This is a genomic window from Erwinia artemisiae (assembly GCF_051400835.1).
In the GTDB taxonomy this organism is placed as follows: Bacteria; Pseudomonadota; Gammaproteobacteria; order Enterobacterales; family Enterobacteriaceae; genus Erwinia; species Erwinia aeris.
On record NZ_JBLFFM010000002.1, the window covers coordinates 447,621 to 468,947 of the forward strand.

Below are 21,327 nucleotides of genomic sequence, written 5' to 3' on the forward strand. Positions count from 1 at the left end.
GACGATCGCCCTGAAAAGGTATGCCGGAAAACCTATTTGCTTTCGCCGCCGCCCTGCGCACCAGCGCCGCCGGAAAGGGCTGAAAGAATGGCGCCCAGGCCCAGCATCTGCAGGGCACCGCCCAGCTTAGCAGCCAGCCCGCTGCTGCCCTGCTCGTCTTCGGCTCCCTTACCACCCTGCGTTGCGCCGCCCGAGCCGCCTGAGCCACCCTGGCCGGATGCGTTGGCGCCTTCAGATGACTGCCCCAGCATCTTTTTAATCATCTCCATCAGCTGGGTCATGATATCGCCGCTGCCGGCGGCTTCCTGAGCGCCGGACGTTCCGTTGCCAGAGCCCGAAGAGCCAGAGCCGTTTTTATCGCTGTTCGCCTCGCTGCCTTTCAACAGCTCCAGAATGGCGTTCAGCAATTGCGTAATACTGCTTTCGTTGCCTGTCGACTGGCTGCTGCCGTTACTGCCGTTACTGCCGTTCTGGGCAAGCGCCTCTTTGCTGCCAAACTGCACGCCCTGGCCGCCGCCGCTGTTTGACGTCGAAGTAGCAAAATTCAGGATATTACCCAGTCCCGGGCTGCCCTGACCGTTATTTTGCTTGTTGCTGAGTGGTAGCTCCAGACCCGCATCGCCACCCGTTTTGCCGCCGCCAATCGCGCCGTTTACACCGCCGCCTATTTTCATGCCGCTTCCTCTGTTCAGTGAAATGATCGTCACGAGTCCACCCGTCAAGGCTTCGTCTCCGTGTTGGGTGGCGATCGGGCCGGGCATGTTCCATTGGCGCTGGTAAAGTCTTAATTACGGTAAATTAAATTACACATTCTTAACGTTTTGTAATCTAAATAATGCGCTTGTTTACATCAGCTTACCGCTGCGCTGCGAAATTTGTGTAGGGATTTCCCTACCTTGCCCCACGGAGATCCCCACAACAACTTCAGAGGAAACTGATAGCCTCTCAAGGCCGCGCTAGTAAATAGTAAGCGAATATTGAGTGTTACCCCGAGCAGCCCGCCGCTGATCCCGTGTTGTTTTCGCTTAAGTTGCAGCAGATTGCTAACTGCATAGTCCGAGGGTAGACAGGAGAAAATATGGTAACGGGTAGTGAGAAACAATCAGGCAGTATCCGTCACGATAAAGTCACGGCTTTCCTTACCGAGCCTGGCGCAGCCAGAACGGATATCCACGCCAGCCTGCATCCGCTGATCGACAACCTTGCGCCGCTGAAAGTCGATCTGCTGCTGGAAGGCGAAACCGGGACGGGCAAAGATACGCTGACCCGCCGCATCTACCAGCTTTCGGGCGCGAAAGGGCCGCTGATTTCCGTGAACTGCGCGGCTATCCCGGAAAACCTGGCGGAAAGCGAACTGTTCGGCGTGATCGCCGGCGCCTACACCGGCGCCACGCATTCCCGGCCGGGCTACATTGAAGCCTCTGACAAAGGCATTCTGTTTCTGGATGAAATAGACAGCATGCCGCTGATATTACAGGCGAAGCTGCTGCGCGTGCTGGAAACCCGCGCCATTCACCGGCTGGGTTCCACGCAGCCCGTGCCGCTGGATCTACGCGTGATCGCCGCTTCCCAGACGCCGCTGATTGAGCTGGTGGACGCAGGACGTTTTCGCCGCGACCTCTATTTTCGGCTTTCCACCATCAAGCTGGAGACGCCGACGGTGCGTTCCCATGCCGAACTGATTATCCCGCTGTTTCGCCGCTTTACCCAGGAAGCGGCCATGCGGCTACAGCAGCCTATTCCGCCGCGTTCGCTGGCGCTGGACGAAGCCCTGCTGCTGCACAGCTGGCCCGGCAATATTCGCGAGCTGAAAGCCGCGGCGGAACGCCACGTGCTGCATCTGCCGCCGCTGTGTAATATCACGCCGGGCGAAGGCGAAGCGACATTATTAAAAGATCGCCTGCGTCGCATTGAGCGCAGCCTGATTAAAGAGTGTCTGCATCGCCACGGCCATAAGATTGATGACGTGGTGCATGAATTAGGTATTCCGCGCCGCACCCTTTATCACCGTATCAAATTGTTGAATATTGTTGCCTGATGCGTTTATAAAAATAATTTATTTTCTTTGGAACCCTTTTTGCGCCACACCCACTTAATTAACGAATATGCTAACAACCACCCCTTAATATAATCAGGAGCCACACTATGTCTTCAGTATCCTCAGGTATCTCTACTGCAGCTACAGCGGCAACAAGAGTTGAAAGCGCAACTGATGGCGCAAGCTTTATGTCACAGATGCAGGATGTTCAGGGCCAGATGCAGCAGGATATGGTCGATAAAGCCAAGCTTGATGCACAGAACAACAAAATGAACGGCGTTGCAGACAGTGCCAGTAAGGCGGGTTCTGCTGCCGCTCAGGTAAAAATCCAGTACTAGTTTCGCCTGCTGGTGCGGGTCTGCGCCCCTGACCCGCACCGCTTTTCGTTCTGTTATCCAGCGCGAGATCGTTATGAAAATAAATTCCTCCCCGGCAGATTTAACCGAGCTTCCGCAAATAAAAACCACGGCGGAGCCGCAGCAAAGCGACGTCGATTTTTTTTCGGCCCAGCTTAAAGAACCGCAGGTTGAAAAAGTTTCCGCCCCTGCCGAAGTCACGAATTTTCTTTCCGGCATTGCCAGTTCATTAAGTAATAATGAACACCAGAGAAAAGAAGCCTATCAGGATTTACAAAAAGCTTCCCGCTCGTCCAATTTATTAGAATTTAGTCAGGCTAATGCCGCCTTATCTAATTACTATATTGAAAATTTAATGAATGCAAAAATCGTCGCCAAAGGCGTTCAGAGCATTGATAAACTGACCAACCTACAGTAAGCCCCTATGAAACTTTTGCTGAAATGGCTAATGATTAGCTCGCTGGCGCTTTTTCTGGTCGGCTGCGGCGATAAAACCGTGCTGTACAGCGGGCTGGCGGAAAGCGACGCCAACGATATCATCGCCGAACTGAATCAGCATCAAATTGCCGCGCAAAAGCTGATTGAAAAAGCGGGCATTTCCGTGTCGGTCGATGCGGAAAATATCGAGCGCAGCGTAAAAATCCTCGACTCCGCCGGGCTGCCGCACAAGGCGCGCACCAATCTTGGCGAGGTGTTCCAGAAAAGCGGCGTGATTTCCAGCCCGATGGAGGAGCGCGCCCGCTATATCTATGCGCTTTCGCAGGAGGTGGAATCGACGCTGGCGCAGATCGACGGCGTGGTGGTGGCGCGCGTGCACGTAGTGCTGCCGGAAAGGCTGGCGCCCGGCGAGCCGGTACAGCCTGCTTCCGCCTCGGTGTTTATCAAATACCATAACACCCTGGATCCGGACAGCATTGAGCCGCGCATCCGCCAGATGGTTTCCACCAGCATTCCGGGCCTGGCGGGCAAAAGCGATAAGGATTTAGCGATCGTTTTTGTGCCGGCGCAGACCTATGAAGACAAGATTGAAGTGGTACAGATGGGGCCGTTTCAGCTTTCGCCGGATGAGTACGGCACGGTGAAATGGGTATTCGCGCTGTTCGCCATCGTGCTGCTGATCGCCTTCGCTTTGCTGCTGTTCAAACCCGGCCGGAAAAAAGAAAAACCGGCCAGCGCCGCTGCGGCGACAGGAAAATAAGCCGTGGAGCAGGCTTCCATCGCGGACTGGCTGCACTGGTGGCAGCAGGGCTGGTGGCAACAGGCGGAGGCGGGCTGGACATCCGACTTTTTCGCTCTGCCGCCGGCGGCGCAGCAGGCATTGAGCTGGCAGCAGCCGCAGGCCGTCGCGGCCAGCTTCGGCATCTCCCCCGCCCTGCCGCCGGAACCGTCAGCGCGGATGCTGGCGCTGATCGCGTTCGACGACGAGCGCTGGCAGCGTCTACTGGCGCTGCTGGCCGCCACCTGCGCCCCGCAGGCCGCGCCGTCCGGGATGGCGGGCAGCGATTTGATCTGGTGTCGGCGCTTAAGCAAAGGCCTGCGCTGCGACAGCTGGCTGGATGCCGCCTGCTTTCATCCCTGGCCCATCGGCGGCCTGCTACTGCTGCGCGCGCTACATCCGGAAAGCTGGCCTCGTTTACGGCTGCGTTTTCCCCCTGAATGGGCCGCACAGCTGGAAGAATACCCCACGTTAACGCTGCCGCACGCCAGGCTGGCGGCGCTTTACGACGCGGCCATCTGGCAGTGTCAGCAATCAGGAACCGAGCCGCATGTGGATCACTAAAAAACTTGCCGTGCTGGCGATGCCTGCGGGGCCGCTGCTGAGCCGCGAAGCGCTGGTTGACCATCAGCAGGCGCTGAGCCTGCTGCAAACGGCGGAACAACAGGCGCAGCAGCGGCTGGCCCGTGCCGAAGAAGAAGCCGATCGGCTGCTGGAAGAAGCCAGAACGCGCGCGGACGCGGCCGTTGCCGATCGACAGCAGGCTTTTGTCGCGCAGGCGGAGCAGTTTTTCGCCGACTGGCAGCAGCAGCAGCAGCAGTGGCAGGAGGCGCTGATCCCCCAGGCCGAGGCGCTGCTGAAACAGGCAATGAATCAGCTGCTGGCGGCGCTGCCCGCCGATGACCGCCTGACCGCCATGCTGCGGCAGCTGCAACAGGCGCAGGGCCGTCAGGCTGCCGCTACGCTAAGCTGCGCGCCCGTCCGACAGGATGAAGCTGCCGCCTGGCTGAAGCAGCATCCGCTCGACTGGCAGCTGGTCAGCGACAGTTCGCTGGATGCCGACACGCTGCGGCTGACCACCGACAACGGCGAGCTGAGCCTGAGCTGGACTCAGGTTTGCGCGGCGCTGATCCCCGACTAGCGCCCTTCTTTTCTGCCACAACAATTTTTTCGCCTCGTCGGAACCCGCTCGCGTTCTCCGCCACTTAATGGCACCCCCCAACCGGAGACTGAAACGATGAGCTATGAAGATTCGATCCAGCGTCGCCTGACCAGTCAGGTCGCGCACGCGCAAAAAGATATGTATCAGTTCGCGCAAGAGAGTCAGGACCAGCCGTTTAACGTCAGTGATATGTACGCCTTCCAGAACGAGATGCTCGACGTCTCCAACGCCAACTGGGCCAGCTCGCAGTACACCCAGTACAAGCATGGTATCCGCAAGGCCATCATTGATGCCATCAACTGATGTCGCCGATCTGATTGAAGCCTGTCTGGATAAAACCAACGGCGAGCTGGCGCTGTGGATTGACGAGATGCCGATCACGCTACAGCGCCTGCCCGGCGGCTGGTTTTTTTTTGCCGAGCTACAGCTGCCTGTGCCTGTTAATGATGCGCTGATGCAGCGGGCGCTGCGGCTGACCGACCCGGCGCTGCATCACTTCGGCGACCTTACCGCCGCGCTTTGCCTGCATCCGCAGCGCGAAACGCTTTGTCTGCTGGCGCGGTTAAAAAGCGACGCAAAAGAGGCCGCCGTCGCGCTGTTAGAAAGTCTTTGTAATCAATGTGAAATCTGGCAGGACACCCTGCTGATGCTAATGCGGCCAACGAGCCTGTAACAAGGAGAGAAGCGTGCCTACGCCGTCTGCTTTTTTACCCTTTCGCCCTTTGCTGCTGGCTTTGGCGATCGGGCTTTCTGTCTCACACAGCTACGCCACTACACCGGAAGAATGGCGCGAAGGCGCCTACGCCTATTCCGCTGACAATACGCCGCTCAGCGTGATCCTGCAGGATTTCGCCGGCAGCCACGGCGTGGATGCCAACGTCACCGGCCTGCCCGATACCTTTGTCACCGCGCGCCTGCGCTCCGACAATGCCGAGGCCTTTCTGAACAGGCTGGCGCTGGAGTATCGCTTTCAGTGGTTCGTCTATAACAACACGCTTTATGTCAGCCCACAGTCGCAGCAGACCTCGCGTCGTCTGAAGATCAGCCCGGATGCCGCGCCCGATATTAAACAGGCGCTACAGGGCGTCGGCCTGCTGGAGCCGCGATTCGGCTGGGGCGAGCTGCCCGACGACGGCGTGGTGCTGGTCACCGGGCCGCCCAAATATGTCGATCTGATTGCGGATTTCAGCAAAAAATCCGAGCCGGAAACCAGCGAAGACAAGCAAATGATGGCGTTTCCGCTGAAATATGCTGACGTGGCGGATCGCACTATCAAATATCGCAACCAGACGCTGGTGGTACCCGGCGTGGCCACCATGCTTAACGAACTGCTGGGGCAAAACAGCAACGGTTCGGCCAACGGCGCCACCACCACGCAGAACGGTCGCGGCGGCAGCGACAGCCCCTACCAGGCGATGCAGAACGAAAGCCGCAGCATCATGGAACAGATGATTGGCCGCAATACCCGGCTTGGCCGCAGCAACGAGCAGCAGCCGGGCAAAACGCTGCAGGGGAAAGTCTCCGCCGACGTACGCAACAACACGCTGCTGGTGCGCGACAACAAAAAGCTGCGCTCGGAGTATCAGGAGCTGGTCAGAATGATCGACGTGCCGCAGAAGCTGATTGAAATCGATGCGGTCATCGTGGATATCGACCGCAACGAGCTGGCCCGTCTTTCCACCAACTGGTCCGGGCAGTTCGGCAACGTAACCGCCGGCGCGTCGATGCTGAACGGCGCCAGTACCCTGTTCGTTACCGATTTTAACCGCTTCTTCGCCGATATTCAGGCGCTGGAAGGCGAAGGCACCGCGTCGATTATCGCCAATCCGTCGGTGTTGACGCTGGAAAACCAGCCTGCGGTGATCGACTTCAGCAATACCGCCTTTATCACCGCCATCGGCGAGCGGGTTGCGGACATTCGGGAAGTAACGGCGGGCACCAGCCTGCGCGTCACGCCGCGTTCAATCGGTGATAACCCGGAAAAAGCCGCCGTGCAGCTGGTGGTGGATGTGGAAGACGGCAAGCTGGACAAAAACGAGGACGGCAGCGCGCAGGGTACGGAAAACGGCGTGATCAGCACTCAGGCACTGGTGCAGGAAAAACGGTCGCTGGTGATGGGCGGTTTCCACACCAAGCAGAGCGGCGATGACGAAGAGCGCGTGCCGATCCTCGGCAAAATTCCACTGCTGGGCAAGCTGTTTACCTCCAACAACCGCACCACTTCTCAGCGCGAGCGGCTGTTTATTATTACGCCGCACCTGATTGGCGACCAGGTCGATCCTTCCCGCTACGTTGATGCGCAAAACAGCGCGCAGATTAACGATGCGCTGCGGGATATCAACCGACGCCATCAGTTCGGCGACATGAAGCGCACCATCGAAAATGCGATGCAGGATCTGGCCGAAAGCCGTCAGCCGGGCGGTTTACAGCCCAGCCAGACGGGGCTGCCGCTCGGCTCGCTCTGTTCGGTACCGCTGACCTTCCGCGCCAGCGCTCGCCAGCAGTGGTACGGCAACGACGCGATGCAGATTTCGGTAGGCGTGATCACCAACACCAGCGGAAAAGAGGCGCGCTTTGACGAGGCATCCTGCCGGGGCGATCGCACGCTGGCCGTGGCCGCCTGGCCGCATACCCGCCTGCAACCGGGCGAATCTACCGAGGTGTACGTGGCTTACGATACGCAGGCGCCGGCCAGACCTGGCCGCGTATCGCTGCTGCAATCGGCGCCGGTGTCGCTGTCCACCAGCGGCGTAAAAACGACGCGCCTGCTGTCGCGCTAATGAGGCTGATAATGAAAAAACCTGTTCTGATCCTGCTGATGGCGATGCTGCTTACCGCCTGTGCAAAGCCTAAGTTCGCGGGCTGTAGCGAGATGTCTTGCCGCCCGGTGTCGGACGATCGGGCCGTCACCATCTGGTGGCAGCCGGATATGCGCAACGGGCCTTTTGACTATTCACAGGCCTCGGTTAATCAGTGATCCGCGTCGATTCCCATCGCGCCTTTCTGGCTGCATGGCAGCGTGGTGAGGCGTGCTGCTGGTGCGATCCCGTCGGACACGAGCTGCGTTTTTATGCGCAGCCCGTGCCGACGCTCCAGCTGCTGCCCGCTCCTTTTTCCCCTTTCCGGCTGCGCGAGGCGCTGATGCGCCGCTTTCTCGCGCCCGGCCGTTACGAAGGCTGTTATCTTTCCGCTACGCCCGAAGGCGCGCCGCTGCTGATGCTCCAACTCACCGGCAGCGAAGTGCCGCAGGATGCGATCGGCACGCTGTATTCGCTGGCGGATATGACGTAGCCAGCAGGCCCCGACATAAAACGGGGAAACGTATAATATAAAAAAGCGTATTCCCGTTTAGGCTACGGATTATCTGGCACTAAATTTCCTTAAGCAGTTTCCGTAGCGGAAAGGTTTCCGTATTCCGGGAAATAAGCCGTAAACGGCCATCTTCAAATGGAAGCTTTACCATTAATATATTGATTTTAATGATATAAATCCAATCAGCCAACTTTGAACTGACTAAAAATGACATCACACCCGAGCTCAGTAAAGCGGCCCTGGCATTGCACGCTCTGTTACTCTTCGATTTCCAGCACTTCATCCAGCTGCTGATCCTCCAGCTCTTTCAGCAGGCGATAGACCTGGGCGACGGCCTTCAGCGTTTCTCGCGGGATATAGTCGCCTTCATTCACCGTTCTGAACAGCGTGCGGGTCAGCCAGACGAAACGGATCACCGGCATCTGCCGTTTTTTGGCTTCCTCAATAATATCCTGCGCATCTAAGCCTTCCGCCTTAAACAGCAGGCGCGGCAGCGGCGTTTCACCGGCGCGGTAATAAAGCCCGACGGCAAAGTGCGTAGGGTTGACCAGCACCATATCCGCCTCTTCCACCGCCACTTCTCTTCTGGGCCTGGGCTCTTCGTTAAGGATCTGATGCGACAGCGATTTGCGATGCCCTTTCATGTGTGGATCGCCTTCGCTCTGCTTGAACTCGTTGCGGATATCGTCATGGCTCATGCGCTGCTGTTTGAGGAAGAAATATTTTTGCAGGCCGAAATCGAACGCGCTCAGCACCAGCAGCAACGCCAGCGTTTCCCGCACGATTTTTATAAACAGCGCCAGCACCGCCTGCCAGAAGCCGTTGAGATCCTCGCCGTAGGCCAGCTGCGCCAGCGGCCCCAGGTCGGGTTCGATCGCCAGGTAAAAAATAACGCCGATGGCGACCGCCTTCAGCACGCTGGTCAGCAGCGTGCTCAGTTGTTTGCCGGAAAACATATTCTTCAGGTGGCCGACCGGATTGATGGCGTCGAACTTTGGCGCCAGCGCCTCGGTAGAAAACAGCGGGCCGAACTGTAGCCAGCCGCCGATAATGCGCAGCAGAAAAATCAGCGCGCAGACGATGCCGCAGAAATAGCAAAGCACCATCACCCCGTCCAGCATCACTTCCTGCATGGCATGGCCGAAAGGATCGTTCAGGCGGGCAAGCGGCAGCATAATCATCGCCTCCAGCCGCTGCATGCCGCCGCCGACCAGCGCGAAAATCGTCTCCATCACGCCTACGCAAATCAGCAGTTTGGGAATATCCGGCGTCTGGGCGACCTGACCCTTTTTGCGCGACTCCTTGAGCTTTTGGGGCGTGGCGTCTTCGGTTTTTTCCGCCATCAGCGCACCCCTTTAAACATGTCCGCCAGCTGCGGCACCAGATCTTTTAAATCGAACAGCCGCTCGCCCGCAACGTAATTCAGGATCGGCAAATAGAGCACAAAGAACAGCATGCCCAACAGGCATTTGGCGGGCATCGCCAGCACGGTAGCCTGGAGCTGCGGGCTGTAGATGCTGAGGATGCCGACGCTAAAATCCACCAGCAGCAGCAGCGCCACCAGCGGCCCGGCGTAAAGCACCATATGCGTGAAGATACCACCCAGCAGCTCCAGATAGACCTTCAGCCCGGCTTCGCCCGGCAGCGGCAGCCACTGCATCGGCGGCCAGAGGCTATAGCTATCCCAGATAATCTGCGTAATGGTCGACAGGCCCAGCCCGACTACCAGCAGCAGGATAATCGACTGCTGCATCAAAAAGCCGAGCGGCGTGGCGTCCGGCCCGAGCTGCGGGTTGAGCTGGCCGCCCGTCAGCGCGCCACGCTGGTTATCAAACAACGCGCCCACCGACTCGAACAGCCAGAACGGCATCGCCATCAGCAGGCCGATCGCCACGCCGATAATCACCTCTTTCAGCGCCAGCGCCGCCAGCAGAAACAGCGAGGGATCGTCCGCCGCCAGCTGCTGCTGGATCATCGGTGCGGGAAACAGCGCCAGCGCCAGCACGATGCCGGAGCGCAGGCCGCCTTTAATGGCGTTGAACGAGAACACCGGCGACAGCAGCAGGCAGGGGAAAATGCGCGCCATCGCCAGCGTCAGCGCAAGGATAAAGTGGTAGCCATCAAAAAGGACGTTGTTCCACATATTGTTAAATCTTTCGGGTTGCCGTTTATAGCTGAGTGGCAGAAAACCACAGAAAGTTCACTAAAAAAGCTATACGGATGTACGGATTACTTAAAGATGGTAAGCGCCTGCTTACGTTCATTGCGGGCAAGATTATTCTTACAAGATATTTTAAGAAAAACCCCCATCACAAGCCCCTTGCAAAAAAAATAAAAAAAGGTAAATCGCGCCCTGAAAAATAATATTAACGATCATCGTAAAAAAATCATATTCGTAACGAATTTCCCATGTTAAAAAAGAAAACAGGCGCAGTTAAGACCCTTACAAGGTTGCATAATATTAAATGAAACCGGATATTTAAGATTAAATACCCAATGGGTTAACTCGCCTGGTTAATTAAAAATTATTTTTTCATTGGAGAAAAAAATGCCCACTACTACTGTTAATGACGTACATACGAAAAGCGTTGCCACTTTTAACGATCTGCGCAAGCTTGCCCCTGCCTATGAAGGCGAAAGCGTGCTGCTTCGCTGTCACACCGCCCCTGGTGAGGCCATTTATAAAGGCACCGGCGGCGGCTGGTTTGTCGGCTCGCTGACGGCAGCAACGGACGATGGCGGCACCATTGCCAATACCGCCGGCAACGCCTACCACTGGCGTCGACAAATCAATAACCTGGCAGATTTAAACATTGGCGACTTTGGCGCCGTACCGGATGGTAAAACGGACGCTATCGCCGCGATCAAAGCCATGTATAACTTCACGTTTAAGCATTCAGGCGAGGCATATAAAGCCTGGATTACTTTTCCTGAAGGTAATTATGCCGTATCCAGCCTGAATATTTCTTCTGTTTACCTGCGTATGCTGAGAATTAATGGGCCTACCGTTGCTTACGGCTACTCGCCTGTGGCAAAGCTCACGCTTATAGGCGATGAAGGCAGTTTTGTTTTTAATACCAATGCTCGCCGCACGGAAGTTTCCTGCCTCGAAATTTATGGTCAGTACGATTTAGCAAAAAATACGCGCGGCTTTATGACGAATAAATGCGCCGAAGGACAGTACTATCAGTGCGACAGGCTTAATATTAGCCAAACGGGCGGCATCGTATTTAATATGATCGATACGCTGGATACGAAGTTCAACAGCTTTTACACCAGCAATACTTACGACTCTATTTTGAAAGGCCGTCCGTCTTATCAAAATTCATGGAATCATCTTACCGCTATCGAACTCAGCAACTTTAACGTGCAGGAAAGCCACTCTACTACGCCGGCCTTTGATTTACCGCGCGCCACCCAGTGCTGTATCTACAACGGCTGGATGGAGAAATGTAACTACCCGATGGATATCAGTAACGGCGAGTGGACCATTGACGTGTTCAGTATGGAAGGCGCAACGGTGCCTGCCGATATCACCTTTACAAAAGCTATTTTGCGCCATATCAATTTGCAAAACGCCGCGTTTAACCGTAATAACGCCACGGTAGTGCGCTATCTCGGCGGTTACGATATGGGCTACCGTCGTGAAGAATCTTTTGGCACCACGCTGGCCGGATCCATGGCGGCTAACTGGTACAGCTCCAATCTGCGCTTTAACAACACCACCGAAGCGCCGGTATGGGTTTACGTTGGCGACTATGTCACCACGGCCGAAAGCGATCAGGTTACCGTGCGCTTTTTAGGCGCCCGTTCTGAGAGCCCGGCAGCAAGCGGCGCCATTAATAATCTGACCAATAACTTTGGCGGCGGGGAAGCTATCCTGCGTATGCGCCGGGCGAAAGGCAACGATACGGTTAAAGCAGTGGGCGCGGTGGAAGTCAGGGGATCGAGCCCGGTAACCGATATCCGGCTAAACCGGCCCTATGCGAATAATGTGAGCATCTATGTGAAGCTGCCCGCCAACAGCGGCTACGTTCACGTACAGGTTGAAAGCACTACCGACAGCCGTTTTCATGGCGGCAAGTGCTTCCTGTGGACACCGCGTGGCGAGGTCGTGGCAGATACGGTAGTCAGCAAGCTGAGCTCTCCGTGGACACCGGTTGATGCCGCTGCTTTTGGTACGCTTAGCGGGCACGGCATCGCTTTTGATACCGACGGCACGCTGGTGCTGACCACGAAAGCACTGCCGAAAGACAACAAGCTGCGCGTGCGCATCAACGGTATTAACTATCGTATTCCGTTGGAAATCGATTCCTGACTATCAGCCGGTTTTTATGACCGGCCAACATTAATGGCACGACGGTAAAAGGCAGCGGCAGTAAAATTTATGTTGATGGCGAGCTGCAACAGGCACTTACGAACACCTCGTTTCCTGGCGGCGAAGCTGTCGCGGCACGCAAAATAACGGCTATGAAGTCGCTGACAGAGAAATTTACAGCGCCTGATTGCCAGAGCAGTCGCGTGAATAAACCTGTCCTTTACCCTGTAATAACAACCCGCCGATCCGGCGGGTTTATTTTTTTATAAAGCTAACTTCTGGTTAGTACTTCACGTTAGGCATCATGGCAAAGGCGCTTTGCGTGAGTTCGGTCAGCTCCACGCCGATCCAGCGGCCGGTCAGCGCCAGCGCGACGCCCACCGCCACCAGCTTAATGGCGAAAGGCAGCGTCTGATCCTGAAGCTGCATCACCGCCTGCAGCAGCGAGACGATGACGCCGACGATCACCGCCACGATCAGCGGCGGCGCGGAAAGGATCACCACCAGCAGCATCGCCTGGCGGAAAAGGGTCAGGATATCCATTTTTCCCTCACAGATAGCTGTAAAACAGGCCGTCGAGCAGCCGCGTCCAGCCGCTGACCAGCACGAACAGCAGAATTTTCAGCGGCAGCGAAATGGTCATGGGCGACACCATCTGCATCCCCAGCGCCAGCAGCACGTTGGAGACGATCAGATCCACCACGATAAAGGGAATAAAAATCAGAAAGCCGATCTTGAAGCCGTTTTGCAGCTCCGACAAAACAAACGAGGGGATCAGCAGCAGCGGGCTGTCGTGAGATACCGTGGCCGACATCTCTTTTGGCCACATACGCTGCGCGTTTTCCTGTAGGTGGATCAAGATATCCGGGTCGGTATTCTTCACCATAAAGCGCTTCAGCGGCTCCGCGCCGTTGCTGACCGTATAGTCGAGCCGCTCCGCGGACTGGGTGTCAATCGGCACCGTTTTTACCCGCTGGCTGATTTCGTTGAAAACCGGTGCCATTACAAACAGCGAGGCGGCCAGCGCAATGCCGTAAATCGCCATGTTGGGCGGCACCTGCTGCACGCCCATCGCGTTGCGGGTCAGCATCAGCACCATAGAGATTTTTAAAAAGCAGGTGCAGACAATCATTAAAATCGGCACCAGCGACAGCGCGCCAAGAAACAGCGCCAGCGTCATCGGGTTCAGCGATAAAGCATCCATGCGTCTACCGCGCCAGCGGGTTGTGGCCCGGCAGCATCTGGGTGATTTGCAGGCCAAGGCGGCCCTCCACGTCGACCAGTTCGCCTTTCGCTACCGCATAGTCGCCGTGGCAGAGCAGCGCTTCGCCGGGCGTCACGTTGTCGATCATCACCGTCGCGCCCGGAGCGAGGGCAGAGAGTTCTCCCAGCGTCAGCTGCAGCTGGCCGCAGCGTACCGACAGCGCCAGCGGCAGTACGGAGAAATCCGTGGCTTCCGTCGTCGATCCCTCGTCCCACTGGGGATCGGGAGTGATCGGCTGCTCAAACTCGTCAGGGGGCAAAGTCACGTCATCGTTCTCCATCTCGCTAAGATAAAAATGAGCCGTCGTACCGGGCGTTATCCGCAACTCTCCGTGCAGCAAACGCCCGGCGCAACGGATCGTTCCACGCCCGTCCGGGGCAAAAAAAGGCTGCGGCGGCAGCACCACATCACCGCGCTTCAGCGCGCCTGGCGACAGCTCGACTTCGCCGATAATCAGCGGCAAAGCCAGTGGTAAATCGGGCGGAAGCGGCATGGCTTCTCGCTGCCAGCCGGGTTTGCTCAGAAGACGCGACAGGGCGTCGGCAGAGAGCGCCAGCAGGCTGCGCGCCTCTCTGTCTCCCCATGCCAGCGTCATCACCAGCAGAAATTCGCCCGCTGCTTTTTCTTCCGTTACAGCTATGTGGCCGAACAACGCCAGAAGTTCGCCAGAAAGTTGACTTTGCCACCACGGCCAGTACCAGCTTTGTTCCGGCGCGGATGCAGGCAGGGCAAAAGTAGGCGTGGCGGCCATCAGCGACAGCACCGCCTGCGCGTCGGTAAATGCCAGCGTGCCCGCTTCGCACTGCCAGACGCTCATTTCGCCGGGCTGATAGCCGTCAGCCAGCGCCAGACGCAGCACGCCCGCTTCACCGGCCAGCTGCCAGGGATAAAAACAGCCCGCGCCAATTTGCCCGCGCAGCCGCGCGGCCTGTTTACTGAGTTTTTTTAGCGACAGCCTGTTCATGCTTCCTGCTCCGACGAGCGTCGTTCGAAACGCAGCCGTACCTGACAGGCCATGCGCTGACGCAGCGACAGACGACAGCGCTCCTGATGCGGCAGCAGGACGCGCCAGGCGGCGGGCTGCAGCTGCAGGGCGATATCCCAACCGCCTGCGGCCAGCGCGGAAAAGCGGGCGTCGACGTGGCCCAGCTTCGGCAAGAGCAGCGTCAGCGTCATCTCAGCGGGCGGGCGCTGCTCCGTGGCAGCGAGCAGATCCGTCTCGATTTCCTGCCACATCGCCATCGCGGGCGGCGCGCCGTAAGCGCTGCTTTCATCCAGCTGCGCAAAGCCCTGCTGCTGAGAATCGGACTGGCTGAAAGGCGGCGGCGTAAACGGCCTCTCGCCCTCTTCCAGCAGTTCGCTGAACAATGCATCTTCTTCACGCGCGGGCTTGCGCGGCTCGCGGCGTAGCGCAACCTTTTCACCGTCGTCGGCAGGCTTCTCTTTACGCTGCGCGATGCGCGCTTCGCCGCGCTGCTCCCTGTGGCGTTCCGTTGTCTGGCGCTGGAGATCGTGCTGCTGTTGCAGCCGCGCCGCCTGTCTCTGTGCGGAAAGGGTAATCATTCGCTTACCTCCTGCTGTAGTAAAAATTCCAGTTTCTCCACATCGCGCTGTCGCTGCCGCGTCTCCTGACGCGCCGCCTCGACGCGCTGCTGCTGATCATGCTGAGCCTGGGTCAGTTCGTGCAGTTTCAGCTGTCCGCTGTGCACCTTTTTCAGCGCCTGCTGCTCCTGTTCGAGGGCGCGCTCCAGCAGATAGCTGGCCTGACGCACGCCGCAGTTTTGCGCCGCGAAACCCGCTCTCAGCTGCTGATAGCCCTGCCGCCGCTCGTTCAGCTGTTCGCCAGCCCGATCTGTTTGCGTCTCCAGCTGGCGCAGCGTCTGCTCCTGCTCGCGCTGCTGTCTTTCACTGCGGTTGAGCCGCTGACGACGGATCGGCAGCAGCAGATCCAGCGTGCGCCGCAGCTCAACGGCGGCGACGTCGGCAACCGGCTCCGGTTCCGGATTAACGTGACGGCGCATAGCGGCTCACCTCTGACAGCTGAAAACAGGTCTGCTCGAAGCCGGACGGCGCGCGCATCGCCTGTTGCAGATAGCCGTTGATGGCGTCCTGCGCCTCTACCGCCGCATCCGTCAGGCTGTCGTTGCCCGGCTGGTATTCGCCCAGCCGGATCAGCATTTCCACCTGCTGCCAGGCCGCCATCAGCTGGCGCACGGCGGTCGCCTCTTTAATCTGCTGGCGCGCCACCACGTTGCTCATGGTGCGGCTGAGGCTGGCAAGAATGTCGATAGCCGGATAATGACCGCGCTCCGCCAGCTTGCGCGTCAGCACGATATGGCCGTCAATCAGCGAGCGCACCTCGTCCGCGACCGGATCGTTCATCGAATCCTGTTCAATCAGCACCGAATAGAGCGCGGTGATCGCGCCGGTAGTGGTTTGTCCGGCGCGTTCAAGCAGGGTTGGCAGCAGCGTATAGACCGAGGGCGGCAGGCCGCCACGTCCCGGCGGTTCGCCGAGCGCCAGGCCGATTTCACGCTGCGCGCGGGCGAAACGGGTCAGGGAGTCCAGGATCAGCAGCACGCTTTTGCCCTGGTCGCGAAAGGCTTCGGCGATGGCGGTGGCGGTAAAAGCCGCGCGGGCGCGCTCCATGCTGCTGCGATCGGACGTGGCGCACAGCAGCACCGTACGGCTGCGCAGCTCGCTATCCAGCTCATGGTCAAGAAACTCACGCAGTTCGCGGCCGCGCTCGCCTATCAGACCAAACACAATCACGTCGCACGGCGTATTGCGCGCCAGTTCGGCCAGCAGCGTGGTTTTGCCGCAGCCTGCACCCGCGAAAATACCCACGCGCTGGCCGACGCCCAGCGTCAGCAGCCCGTCGATGGCGCGCATCCCGGTCGGCAACGGCGTGTCGATCCTGGGTCGGGCCGTTGGCGGCGGCGCATCGCCCAGCACCGGTTTGACATTGTCCGCTTCGCCCGGCAACGCAAACGCGCTGACGCTGCCCGCTTCAATCGGGCGACCAAAGCCGTCCAGCACGCTGCCCAGCAACTGCTCCGACACGCGGATGCTGTGCGGCAGAAACAGCGGCGTCACGCGGGCGCCCTGGGCGATGCCGTCCAGCTGGCCTAAGGCGGAAAGCAGCGTGTGCTGAGGGTTGAATCCCACCACTTCCGCCAGCACCCGCGTGTTGTTTTTGCCCTCAATCTGGCAGAGATCGCCAATGCGGGCGCCCGGCAGGCTACTCTCCAGCAGAATGCCGCTGATGCCGGTGATGCGTCCGTAAATAGCCACCGGCGAGAAGCGCGCCAGCCGCTGCTGATGGGCGGTAAACCAGTCGTCAAGCAGAGGAAAATCAGACTTCACCAGTTCACCTTTATCTGTTCCCGACCGGCGAATTCAACTTCGCTGGAGGTGATCGCCACCAGCCGCAAATCGCCAACCTGATCGCCGACAAACAGCCGTTCGCCGGCGTCCGTCACCACGTTAGCCCGCTTGCCGGTGGTGATCTGCACGATGCGGAAAGGCAGCTTCGCGCTGCGCAGTCGCGTATGGTTAACCAGCTGTGGTAGCACGTTATACTGCGCCTGAAAGCGCGTCAGCATCCTGTCGAGGATCTGTAACCGCTCTTTGCTCAGCTCGCCGTTCAGGATCAGCCGTCCTTTATCCATATCGATTTTCACCCCCGGCGTCAGGCCTCGCTCCCGCAGCATCGCCAGCAGCGGCGGCCGCACCTCCTGTAAGGTTTCCAGCATTTTACGGCTGGAAGGCGTGGTGGCGGTCTGCGCCACGGTGGGCTGAAGGATCCAGCTGATAATCGTGAAGCTCAGCAGCAGGATCAGACTGACCGACAGCACCTGAATACCGCGAGAAAAAAGGCGCGAAGGCGCGGGCGCGGAGGCAGCAACCGGTGCGGCGACGGCCGCAGGTGCAACGGGCAGCGGCGCCGCGCGCATCGCTTCCCAGGGCTGCTCCGCCGGCGCCAGACAGAGCCAGACCTCGCCCAGCGCAAAAGGCGTATCGGGCGACAGCGGATCCAGCAGCGTCAGCGGCTTGCCCTCCGCCTGGCGCACCTGGCCTTCAATGCCGTGCAGCTGCCAGCGCTCGTCTTCAAAACACAGCGCGGCGTGCTGAGAAGCCACGCCGTCGTCAGTTAATTGCAGATCGGCCTCTTCGCTGTGGCCCAGCGTCCAGCGCCCGCCGCTGACCGGCAATGCCGCTCCCTGATGGCGGCCCGTGAGTACGCGTAGCTCAAACATAATCCGCTCCTCAGGCATCGAAAGCGTCGATGCCCTCCTCCAGTTCAAGACGACCGACAACGTTAATCGCCAGGTTGGTTTGCAGCTCGGCAAACGACAGCACCGGCACCTGATGGAACTCATCCTGAATCAAACCGCGCAGCGGACTGCGCAGATCCTGCGCCACCAGCAGCACCGCCAACGCCGACTGTTCCGGCATAAAGGCGCTGCGCAACTGGGTCAGGATGGCCATCGTTTGTTCCTGGGTCAGCGCAAAAAAGACCTCGTTCTGCGTCTGGCGCAGCGCGTCGCGCAGCTGCTCTTCCATCTCCGGCGTCAGCAGCCAGACGTGCAGGCCATCATCCTGCGCGTACTGATAACAGATGTGTTCTTTCAGCGAGATACGCACCAGATCGGTCAGCAGACTGATATCCCGCTCGTGCTGACCGTGTTCGATCAGCGCTTCGGCAATGGCGCGCACCGAGCGCAGCGGGATGCGTTCCGCCACCAGGTTTTGCAGCACGTTAGAGAAACGCGCGATCGGCATCACCCGCTGGAGCTCCTGCGCCAGCTCGGGCTGCTCGCTCTCCAGCCAGCCCATCAGCGCGCGCGTCTCCTGCAGACCGATAAAGTTGGGCGCGCTGGCGTGGATGGCGTTTTCCATCCTTTTCATCAGCAGTTCGTGAAAACCCCAGCGCGGCACGTTTTCGTCCTGGAGCACCGCGTGATCGGCGGGCAGCCACAGCAGCGTCGTTTCTCTTCTGGCTTCCGTGCCGGGCTGCACGCCCTCCTGCGCCGCCAACGCTTCATGTTCGTGGCGGCTGACGGCAGGCGTCGTTACGCCAAAGGTGCCGATAACGCGCGGGATCTCGTAGACCGAATAGCGAAACTCATCGGCGGGCTGCTGCTCCTGAAACTCGATATCAAAAGCGGGCAGCGTAAAGCCGTAGTTATAAACGATGCTGTTGCGCAGGCGACGGATAGCCTGCACCAGCTCCAGCGTTTCCGCCGTGCCGCGCGCGTTGGCCGGAAATTGCAGCAGATAGGGCCGCGTGGGGTTGAACTGGCGTAAATCTTCCGTGCCGTTCAGCTCGGGCGGGATCACCTCGTTTTCCATCTGCGGCTGGCTGGCTACCAGCTCTCTTTTTGTGCGCCACACCTGAAAACTGCCCGAGGCCAGCGTCAGCAGCGCCAGCACCACAAAGACGCCGGTCGGCATCCCCGGCAGCAGCGCAAAGCCGAACATGCCGATGGAGGAAAAAATCCAGGCTTTAGGCTGGCTGGTGAGCTGCTCCGCAATTTCCCGACCGATATTGTTATCCATGCTGCTGTCGCCGTCGGACGAAACGCGGGTGATAATCATCCCGGCCGTCAGCGAGATCAGCAGCGCCGGGATCTGCGCAATCAGGCCGTCGCCGATAGTCAGCACCGAATAGGTGTGCATCGCATCGCCTGCCGGCATTCCCAGCTGCATTACGCCGATGCTGAAACCGCCGATCAGGTTAATAAAGAGGATAACTAACCCGGCGATCGCATCGCCTTTTACAAACTTCATTGCGCCATCCATTGCGCCGAACAGCTGGCTCTCTTTCGCCAGATCGACACGTTTGCGTTTGGCGGTATTCACATCGATGATGCCCGCGCGCAAATCGCTGTCGATCGACATCTGCTTGCCCGGCATCGCGTCCAGCGTAAAGCGTGCGGCCACCTCCGCCACCCTTTCCGACCCTTTGGTGATCACCAGGAAGTTCACCACGGTCAGGATCAGGAACATCACCATCCCCACCGCAAGGTTGCCGCCGACCACGAAGGTGCCGAAAGCGGCCACGATATGGCCCGCGTCCTGCTGTACCAGGATCTGTCGCGTGGTGGAAATCGACAGCGCCAGCCGGAACATGGTGGTCAGCAGCAGCACCGCCGGAAAGCTGGAAAACGCCAGCGGCTTGGGCAGATACATCGCCAGCACCACCAGCAGCGAAGAGAGACAGATATTGACGGCAATCAGCGCATCGATCAGCCCCAGCGGCAGCGGAATAATCAGCATAAACACGATCGCCAGCGCAAACATCGCGCCGATGATCTCGGAGCGCTGCATGGCCGCCAGCGCGATACGGTTAAGGATCAAAAACAGGTTGTTCATACCGCTCCCTGACTTCCCGCGCGGTTCTGGTCATTGATAAGTTTGGTGATGGTGGCACGCAGCAGCGTCGCTGCTTCCGGCTGATTTTTCTGGTCCCGCCACAGCTTCGGCGGCATATCGTTGACCAGCGGCAGCAGCCCGTTCAGAAAGCGCATCCGCGCCTGCGGCTGTTCGACCTCGAACTCTTTCACGATGGCGGTGATATCGCGCGGCTGTAGCCCCATCTCCGCGATGCCCAGCAGACGTCGGGTCATCGCCAGGCCGTCGAGCGTAGAGAGCGGAATTTTCCCGCCGCTGCGTAGCCGGTTAAGCAGTTTGTCGCTGTGAGCGATCATCTGCGTCAGCTGCCCCGCCTCGCTCAGGGCAACGTGGATTTTGTGCAGCGAGCGCGAAGAGAGCGAAGGCGTCAGCGAGGCAATATCCTCCGCCAGCGCGCGCTGTAAAGTACGCAGTCCTGGTACAAACTGCTCACGGCCAAAACGCTCCAGCAGGCTGTCCAGCATTACCGCCGCCGACTGATGCTTAACGATGCCGTGATAGTAGAGATGACGTATCGCCTGCTTTTCCGTGGGATCGGTGGTAAAGCTGGCGATGGCCGAGGCCGTATTCAGCCCGGCCCTTACGCTTTCGCCGTACTGCTCGTCGAGTTTGTTCAGCGCCTCGCCAGCGGCGTTGGCGGTCGCAATATCGCCGCTGCGATCGGCTTCGCGCAGCGTCATCCGCAGCAGCAGATCGCAGCGCGCCGGATCGTTGTCCACAGAGGCCACCAGCTGCTCCGCATCCGGCTCCCGCCCCAGCACCCCTTTCAGGGCACCAAGCCGCGCCTCCAGCTTCTCCTGCTGTTCGTCGTCCAGCATCTGGTAGAGTTCGCCAAGCCGCTCGATGCGCTCTACCGCGCCGCGATTGCTGCGCAGATGCTGGGTATTGATCTGCCGACGGTTCAGGCCCTTGGTTTTTTTCTCTACCTTTTCGCTGAACATCATGCCGATCTCTTCCAGCGAATCGGTCAGCGAGGCGGCCGCCAGAGGGGTGTTTACCGGTCTTGCCCGAACCTCCGGGCCTGTACCCGTGCCCGTTGCTGCCGGACGCGGTATATCCTGCTTTAACACCGTTTTGGCCAGCGCCTGTTGATACTGAAGAGAAGATTGGACTTTTATCATCCCGGCCCCAAAGGTTGATTTCGCGATGGGATTAAGTGGTAAAAAAACGAAGCCGGTTCCCCAATAAATAAAAGTAAAAAAAACACGACCAGCTGAAACTTTCAACCTCCGTTATTAGTGTAA

At 58.7% G+C, this 21,327-nt stretch carries 24 protein-coding genes; 12 read left to right on the top strand and 12 right to left on the bottom strand.

Annotation, left to right across the window (positions count from 1 at the left end; genetic code table 11):
- Positions 1-32: 32 nt before the first annotated feature.
- Positions 33-674, bottom strand: coding sequence for a hypothetical protein (locus ACMGEE_RS06740; RefSeq protein WP_436829824.1), 642 nt, complete (start codon positions 672-674; stop codon positions 33-35).
- 404 nt (positions 675-1,078) lie between these two features.
- Here ACMGEE_RS06740 and ACMGEE_RS06745 point away from each other — a divergent pair, with 404 nt between their 5' ends.
- From ACMGEE_RS06745 to ACMGEE_RS06795, 11 genes are all read left to right on the top strand, one after another.
- Entirely contained in the window at positions 1,079-2,038 is a 960-nt protein-coding gene (locus ACMGEE_RS06745) for a sigma 54-interacting transcriptional regulator (RefSeq protein WP_253454937.1), read from the top strand.
- 107 nt (positions 2,039-2,145) lie between these two features.
- On the top strand, positions 2,146-2,376 hold the full coding sequence (locus ACMGEE_RS06750) for a hypothetical protein (RefSeq protein WP_253454938.1): 231 nt from the start codon (positions 2,146-2,148) through the stop codon (positions 2,374-2,376).
- Positions 2,377-2,449: 73 nt separating this feature from the next.
- Positions 2,450-2,812: an EscF/YscF/HrpA family type III secretion system needle major subunit gene (locus ACMGEE_RS06755; RefSeq protein ID WP_301252577.1), complete on the top strand. Its 363-nt coding sequence runs from the start codon at positions 2,450-2,452 to the stop codon at positions 2,810-2,812.
- A 6-nt stretch (positions 2,813-2,818) separates the two neighbouring features.
- A complete protein-coding gene (sctJ, locus tag ACMGEE_RS06760; protein ID WP_253454940.1) occupies positions 2,819-3,592 on the top strand; it encodes a type III secretion system inner membrane ring lipoprotein SctJ in 774 nt (257 codons plus the stop codon).
- Between the two features lie 3 nt (positions 3,593-3,595).
- Positions 3,596-4,174, top strand: coding sequence for a type III secretion protein HrpD (locus ACMGEE_RS06765; RefSeq protein ID WP_394148849.1), 579 nt, complete (start codon positions 3,596-3,598; stop codon positions 4,172-4,174).
- Positions 4,161-4,751, top strand: a complete 591-nt coding sequence (gene sctL, locus ACMGEE_RS06770) for a type III secretion system stator protein SctL (RefSeq protein ID WP_301252576.1) — start codon at positions 4,161-4,163, stop codon at positions 4,749-4,751. Before ACMGEE_RS06765 ends, sctL begins: the two co-directional genes overlap by 14 nt.
- Before the next feature lie 96 nt (positions 4,752-4,847).
- A complete protein-coding gene (locus tag ACMGEE_RS06775) occupies positions 4,848-5,075 on the top strand; it encodes a type III secretion protein HrpF (RefSeq protein ID WP_253454943.1) in 228 nt (75 codons plus the stop codon).
- The gene (locus ACMGEE_RS06780; RefSeq protein ID WP_253454944.1) at positions 5,062-5,445 is read left to right on the top strand and encodes a type III secretion system chaperone; all 384 of its coding nucleotides are present in this window, start codon (positions 5,062-5,064) and stop codon (positions 5,443-5,445) included. The genes ACMGEE_RS06775 and ACMGEE_RS06780 overlap by 14 nt, the downstream gene beginning before the upstream one ends.
- A gap of 13 nt (positions 5,446-5,458) precedes the next feature.
- Entirely contained in the window at positions 5,459-7,552 is a 2,094-nt protein-coding gene (gene sctC / locus ACMGEE_RS06785) for a type III secretion system outer membrane ring subunit SctC (protein ID WP_253454945.1), read from the top strand.
- Between the two features lie 11 nt (positions 7,553-7,563).
- A complete protein-coding gene (gene hrpT, locus ACMGEE_RS06790; protein ID WP_125288536.1) occupies positions 7,564-7,749 on the top strand; it encodes an HrpT family type III secretion system protein in 186 nt (61 codons plus the stop codon).
- The gene (locus ACMGEE_RS06795) at positions 7,746-8,063 is read left to right on the top strand and encodes a hypothetical protein (protein WP_253454947.1); all 318 of its coding nucleotides are present in this window, start codon (positions 7,746-7,748) and stop codon (positions 8,061-8,063) included. Before hrpT ends, ACMGEE_RS06795 begins: the two co-directional genes overlap by 4 nt.
- 278 nt (positions 8,064-8,341) lie before the next feature.
- Here the strand turns inward: ACMGEE_RS06795 and sctU are convergent, their stop codons facing one another.
- Together sctU and sctT are read right to left on the bottom strand one after the other, a co-directional pair.
- The gene (sctU, locus tag ACMGEE_RS06800) at positions 8,342-9,427 is read right to left on the bottom strand and encodes a type III secretion system export apparatus subunit SctU (protein WP_253454948.1); all 1,086 of its coding nucleotides are present in this window, start codon (positions 9,425-9,427) and stop codon (positions 8,342-8,344) included.
- On the bottom strand, positions 9,427-10,227 hold the full coding sequence (gene sctT / locus ACMGEE_RS06805) for a type III secretion system export apparatus subunit SctT (protein WP_253454949.1): 801 nt from the start codon (positions 10,225-10,227) through the stop codon (positions 9,427-9,429). Before sctT ends, sctU begins: the two co-directional genes overlap by 1 nt.
- Positions 10,228-10,632: 405 nt before the next feature.
- On the opposite strand from sctT, the gene ACMGEE_RS06810 reads away from it, so the two are divergent.
- Positions 10,633-12,402: a putative phage tail protein gene (locus ACMGEE_RS06810; protein WP_436829825.1), complete on the top strand. Its 1,770-nt coding sequence runs from the start codon at positions 10,633-10,635 to the stop codon at positions 12,400-12,402.
- Positions 12,403-12,684: 282 nt separating this feature from the next.
- Here the strand turns inward: ACMGEE_RS06810 and sctS are convergent, their stop codons facing one another.
- From sctS to sctW, 9 genes are read right to left on the bottom strand one after another with little or no spacing between them, the layout of a single operon-like run.
- The gene (gene sctS / locus ACMGEE_RS06815; RefSeq protein WP_253454951.1) at positions 12,685-12,945 is read right to left on the bottom strand and encodes a type III secretion system export apparatus subunit SctS; all 261 of its coding nucleotides are present in this window, start codon (positions 12,943-12,945) and stop codon (positions 12,685-12,687) included.
- Between the two features lie 7 nt (positions 12,946-12,952).
- Entirely contained in the window at positions 12,953-13,606 is a 654-nt protein-coding gene (gene sctR / locus ACMGEE_RS06820) for a type III secretion system export apparatus subunit SctR (protein WP_125288530.1), read from the bottom strand.
- A gap of 4 nt (positions 13,607-13,610) precedes the next feature.
- Positions 13,611-14,630 carry a FliM/FliN family flagellar motor switch protein gene (locus tag ACMGEE_RS06825; protein WP_436829826.1) on the bottom strand — a complete coding sequence of 340 codons (1,020 nt, stop codon included), beginning with the start codon at positions 14,628-14,630 and terminating at the stop codon, positions 13,611-13,613.
- Positions 14,627-15,229: a type III secretion system HrpP C-terminal domain-containing protein gene (locus ACMGEE_RS06830; RefSeq protein WP_253454953.1), complete on the bottom strand. Its 603-nt coding sequence runs from the start codon at positions 15,227-15,229 to the stop codon at positions 14,627-14,629. Before ACMGEE_RS06830 ends, ACMGEE_RS06825 begins: the two co-directional genes overlap by 4 nt.
- A complete protein-coding gene (locus ACMGEE_RS06835) occupies positions 15,226-15,687 on the bottom strand; it encodes a type III secretion protein (protein ID WP_301252571.1) in 462 nt (153 codons plus the stop codon). Before ACMGEE_RS06835 ends, ACMGEE_RS06830 begins: the two co-directional genes overlap by 4 nt.
- Positions 15,671-17,014 (bottom strand): type III secretion system ATPase SctN, encoded by a 1,344-nt coding sequence (gene sctN / locus ACMGEE_RS06840; RefSeq protein WP_369895050.1) that lies wholly within the window; start codon positions 17,012-17,014, stop codon positions 15,671-15,673. Before sctN ends, ACMGEE_RS06835 begins: the two co-directional genes overlap by 17 nt.
- Positions 17,015-17,028: 14 nt before the next feature.
- Positions 17,029-17,925, bottom strand: a complete 897-nt coding sequence (locus ACMGEE_RS06845; RefSeq protein ID WP_369895007.1) for an FHA domain-containing protein — start codon at positions 17,923-17,925, stop codon at positions 17,029-17,031.
- A 10-nt stretch (positions 17,926-17,935) separates the two neighbouring features.
- The gene (gene sctV / locus ACMGEE_RS06850) at positions 17,936-20,044 is read right to left on the bottom strand and encodes a type III secretion system export apparatus subunit SctV (protein ID WP_253454957.1); all 2,109 of its coding nucleotides are present in this window, start codon (positions 20,042-20,044) and stop codon (positions 17,936-17,938) included.
- Positions 20,041-21,204: a type III secretion system gatekeeper subunit SctW gene (sctW, locus tag ACMGEE_RS06855; protein ID WP_436829827.1), complete on the bottom strand. Its 1,164-nt coding sequence runs from the start codon at positions 21,202-21,204 to the stop codon at positions 20,041-20,043. The genes sctV and sctW overlap by 4 nt, the downstream gene beginning before the upstream one ends.
- Positions 21,205-21,327: the final 123 nt, after the last annotated feature.

Coding starts and splice junctions, on each gene's coding strand:
- ACMGEE_RS06740 (WP_436829824.1), bottom strand. CDS start 674: ATGAAAATAGGCGGCGGTGTAAACGGCGCGATTGGCGGCGGCAAAACG.
- ACMGEE_RS06745 (WP_253454937.1), top strand. CDS start 1,079: ATGGTAACGGGTAGTGAGAAACAATCAGGCAGTATCCGTCACGATAAA.
- ACMGEE_RS06750 (WP_253454938.1), top strand. CDS start 2,146: ATGTCTTCAGTATCCTCAGGTATCTCTACTGCAGCTACAGCGGCAACA.
- ACMGEE_RS06755 (WP_301252577.1), top strand. CDS start 2,450: ATGAAAATAAATTCCTCCCCGGCAGATTTAACCGAGCTTCCGCAAATA.
- sctJ (WP_253454940.1), top strand. CDS start 2,819: ATGAAACTTTTGCTGAAATGGCTAATGATTAGCTCGCTGGCGCTTTTT.
- sctL (WP_301252576.1), top strand. CDS start 4,161: ATGTGGATCACTAAAAAACTTGCCGTGCTGGCGATGCCTGCGGGGCCG.
- ACMGEE_RS06775 (WP_253454943.1), top strand. CDS start 4,848: ATGAGCTATGAAGATTCGATCCAGCGTCGCCTGACCAGTCAGGTCGCG.
- ACMGEE_RS06780 (WP_253454944.1), top strand. CDS start 5,062: ATGCCATCAACTGATGTCGCCGATCTGATTGAAGCCTGTCTGGATAAA.
- hrpT (WP_125288536.1), top strand. CDS start 7,564: ATGAAAAAACCTGTTCTGATCCTGCTGATGGCGATGCTGCTTACCGCC.
- sctU (WP_253454948.1), bottom strand. CDS start 9,427: ATGGCGGAAAAAACCGAAGACGCCACGCCCCAAAAGCTCAAGGAGTCG.
- sctT (WP_253454949.1), bottom strand. CDS start 10,227: ATGTGGAACAACGTCCTTTTTGATGGCTACCACTTTATCCTTGCGCTG.
- ACMGEE_RS06810 (WP_436829825.1), top strand. CDS start 10,633: ATGCCCACTACTACTGTTAATGACGTACATACGAAAAGCGTTGCCACT.
- sctS (WP_253454951.1), bottom strand. CDS start 12,945: ATGGATATCCTGACCCTTTTCCGCCAGGCGATGCTGCTGGTGGTGATC.
- sctR (WP_125288530.1), bottom strand. CDS start 13,606: ATGGATGCTTTATCGCTGAACCCGATGACGCTGGCGCTGTTTCTTGGC.
- ACMGEE_RS06825 (WP_436829826.1), bottom strand. CDS start 14,630: ATGAACAGGCTGTCGCTAAAAAAACTCAGTAAACAGGCCGCGCGGCTG.
- ACMGEE_RS06830 (WP_253454953.1), bottom strand. CDS start 15,229: ATGATTACCCTTTCCGCACAGAGACAGGCGGCGCGGCTGCAACAGCAG.
- ACMGEE_RS06835 (WP_301252571.1), bottom strand. CDS start 15,687: ATGCGCCGTCACGTTAATCCGGAACCGGAGCCGGTTGCCGACGTCGCC.
- ACMGEE_RS06845 (WP_369895007.1), bottom strand. CDS start 17,925: ATGTTTGAGCTACGCGTACTCACGGGCCGCCATCAGGGAGCGGCATTG.
- sctV (WP_253454957.1), bottom strand. CDS start 20,044: ATGAACAACCTGTTTTTGATCCTTAACCGTATCGCGCTGGCGGCCATG.
- sctW (WP_436829827.1), bottom strand. CDS start 21,204: ATGATAAAAGTCCAATCTTCTCTTCAGTATCAACAGGCGCTGGCCAAA.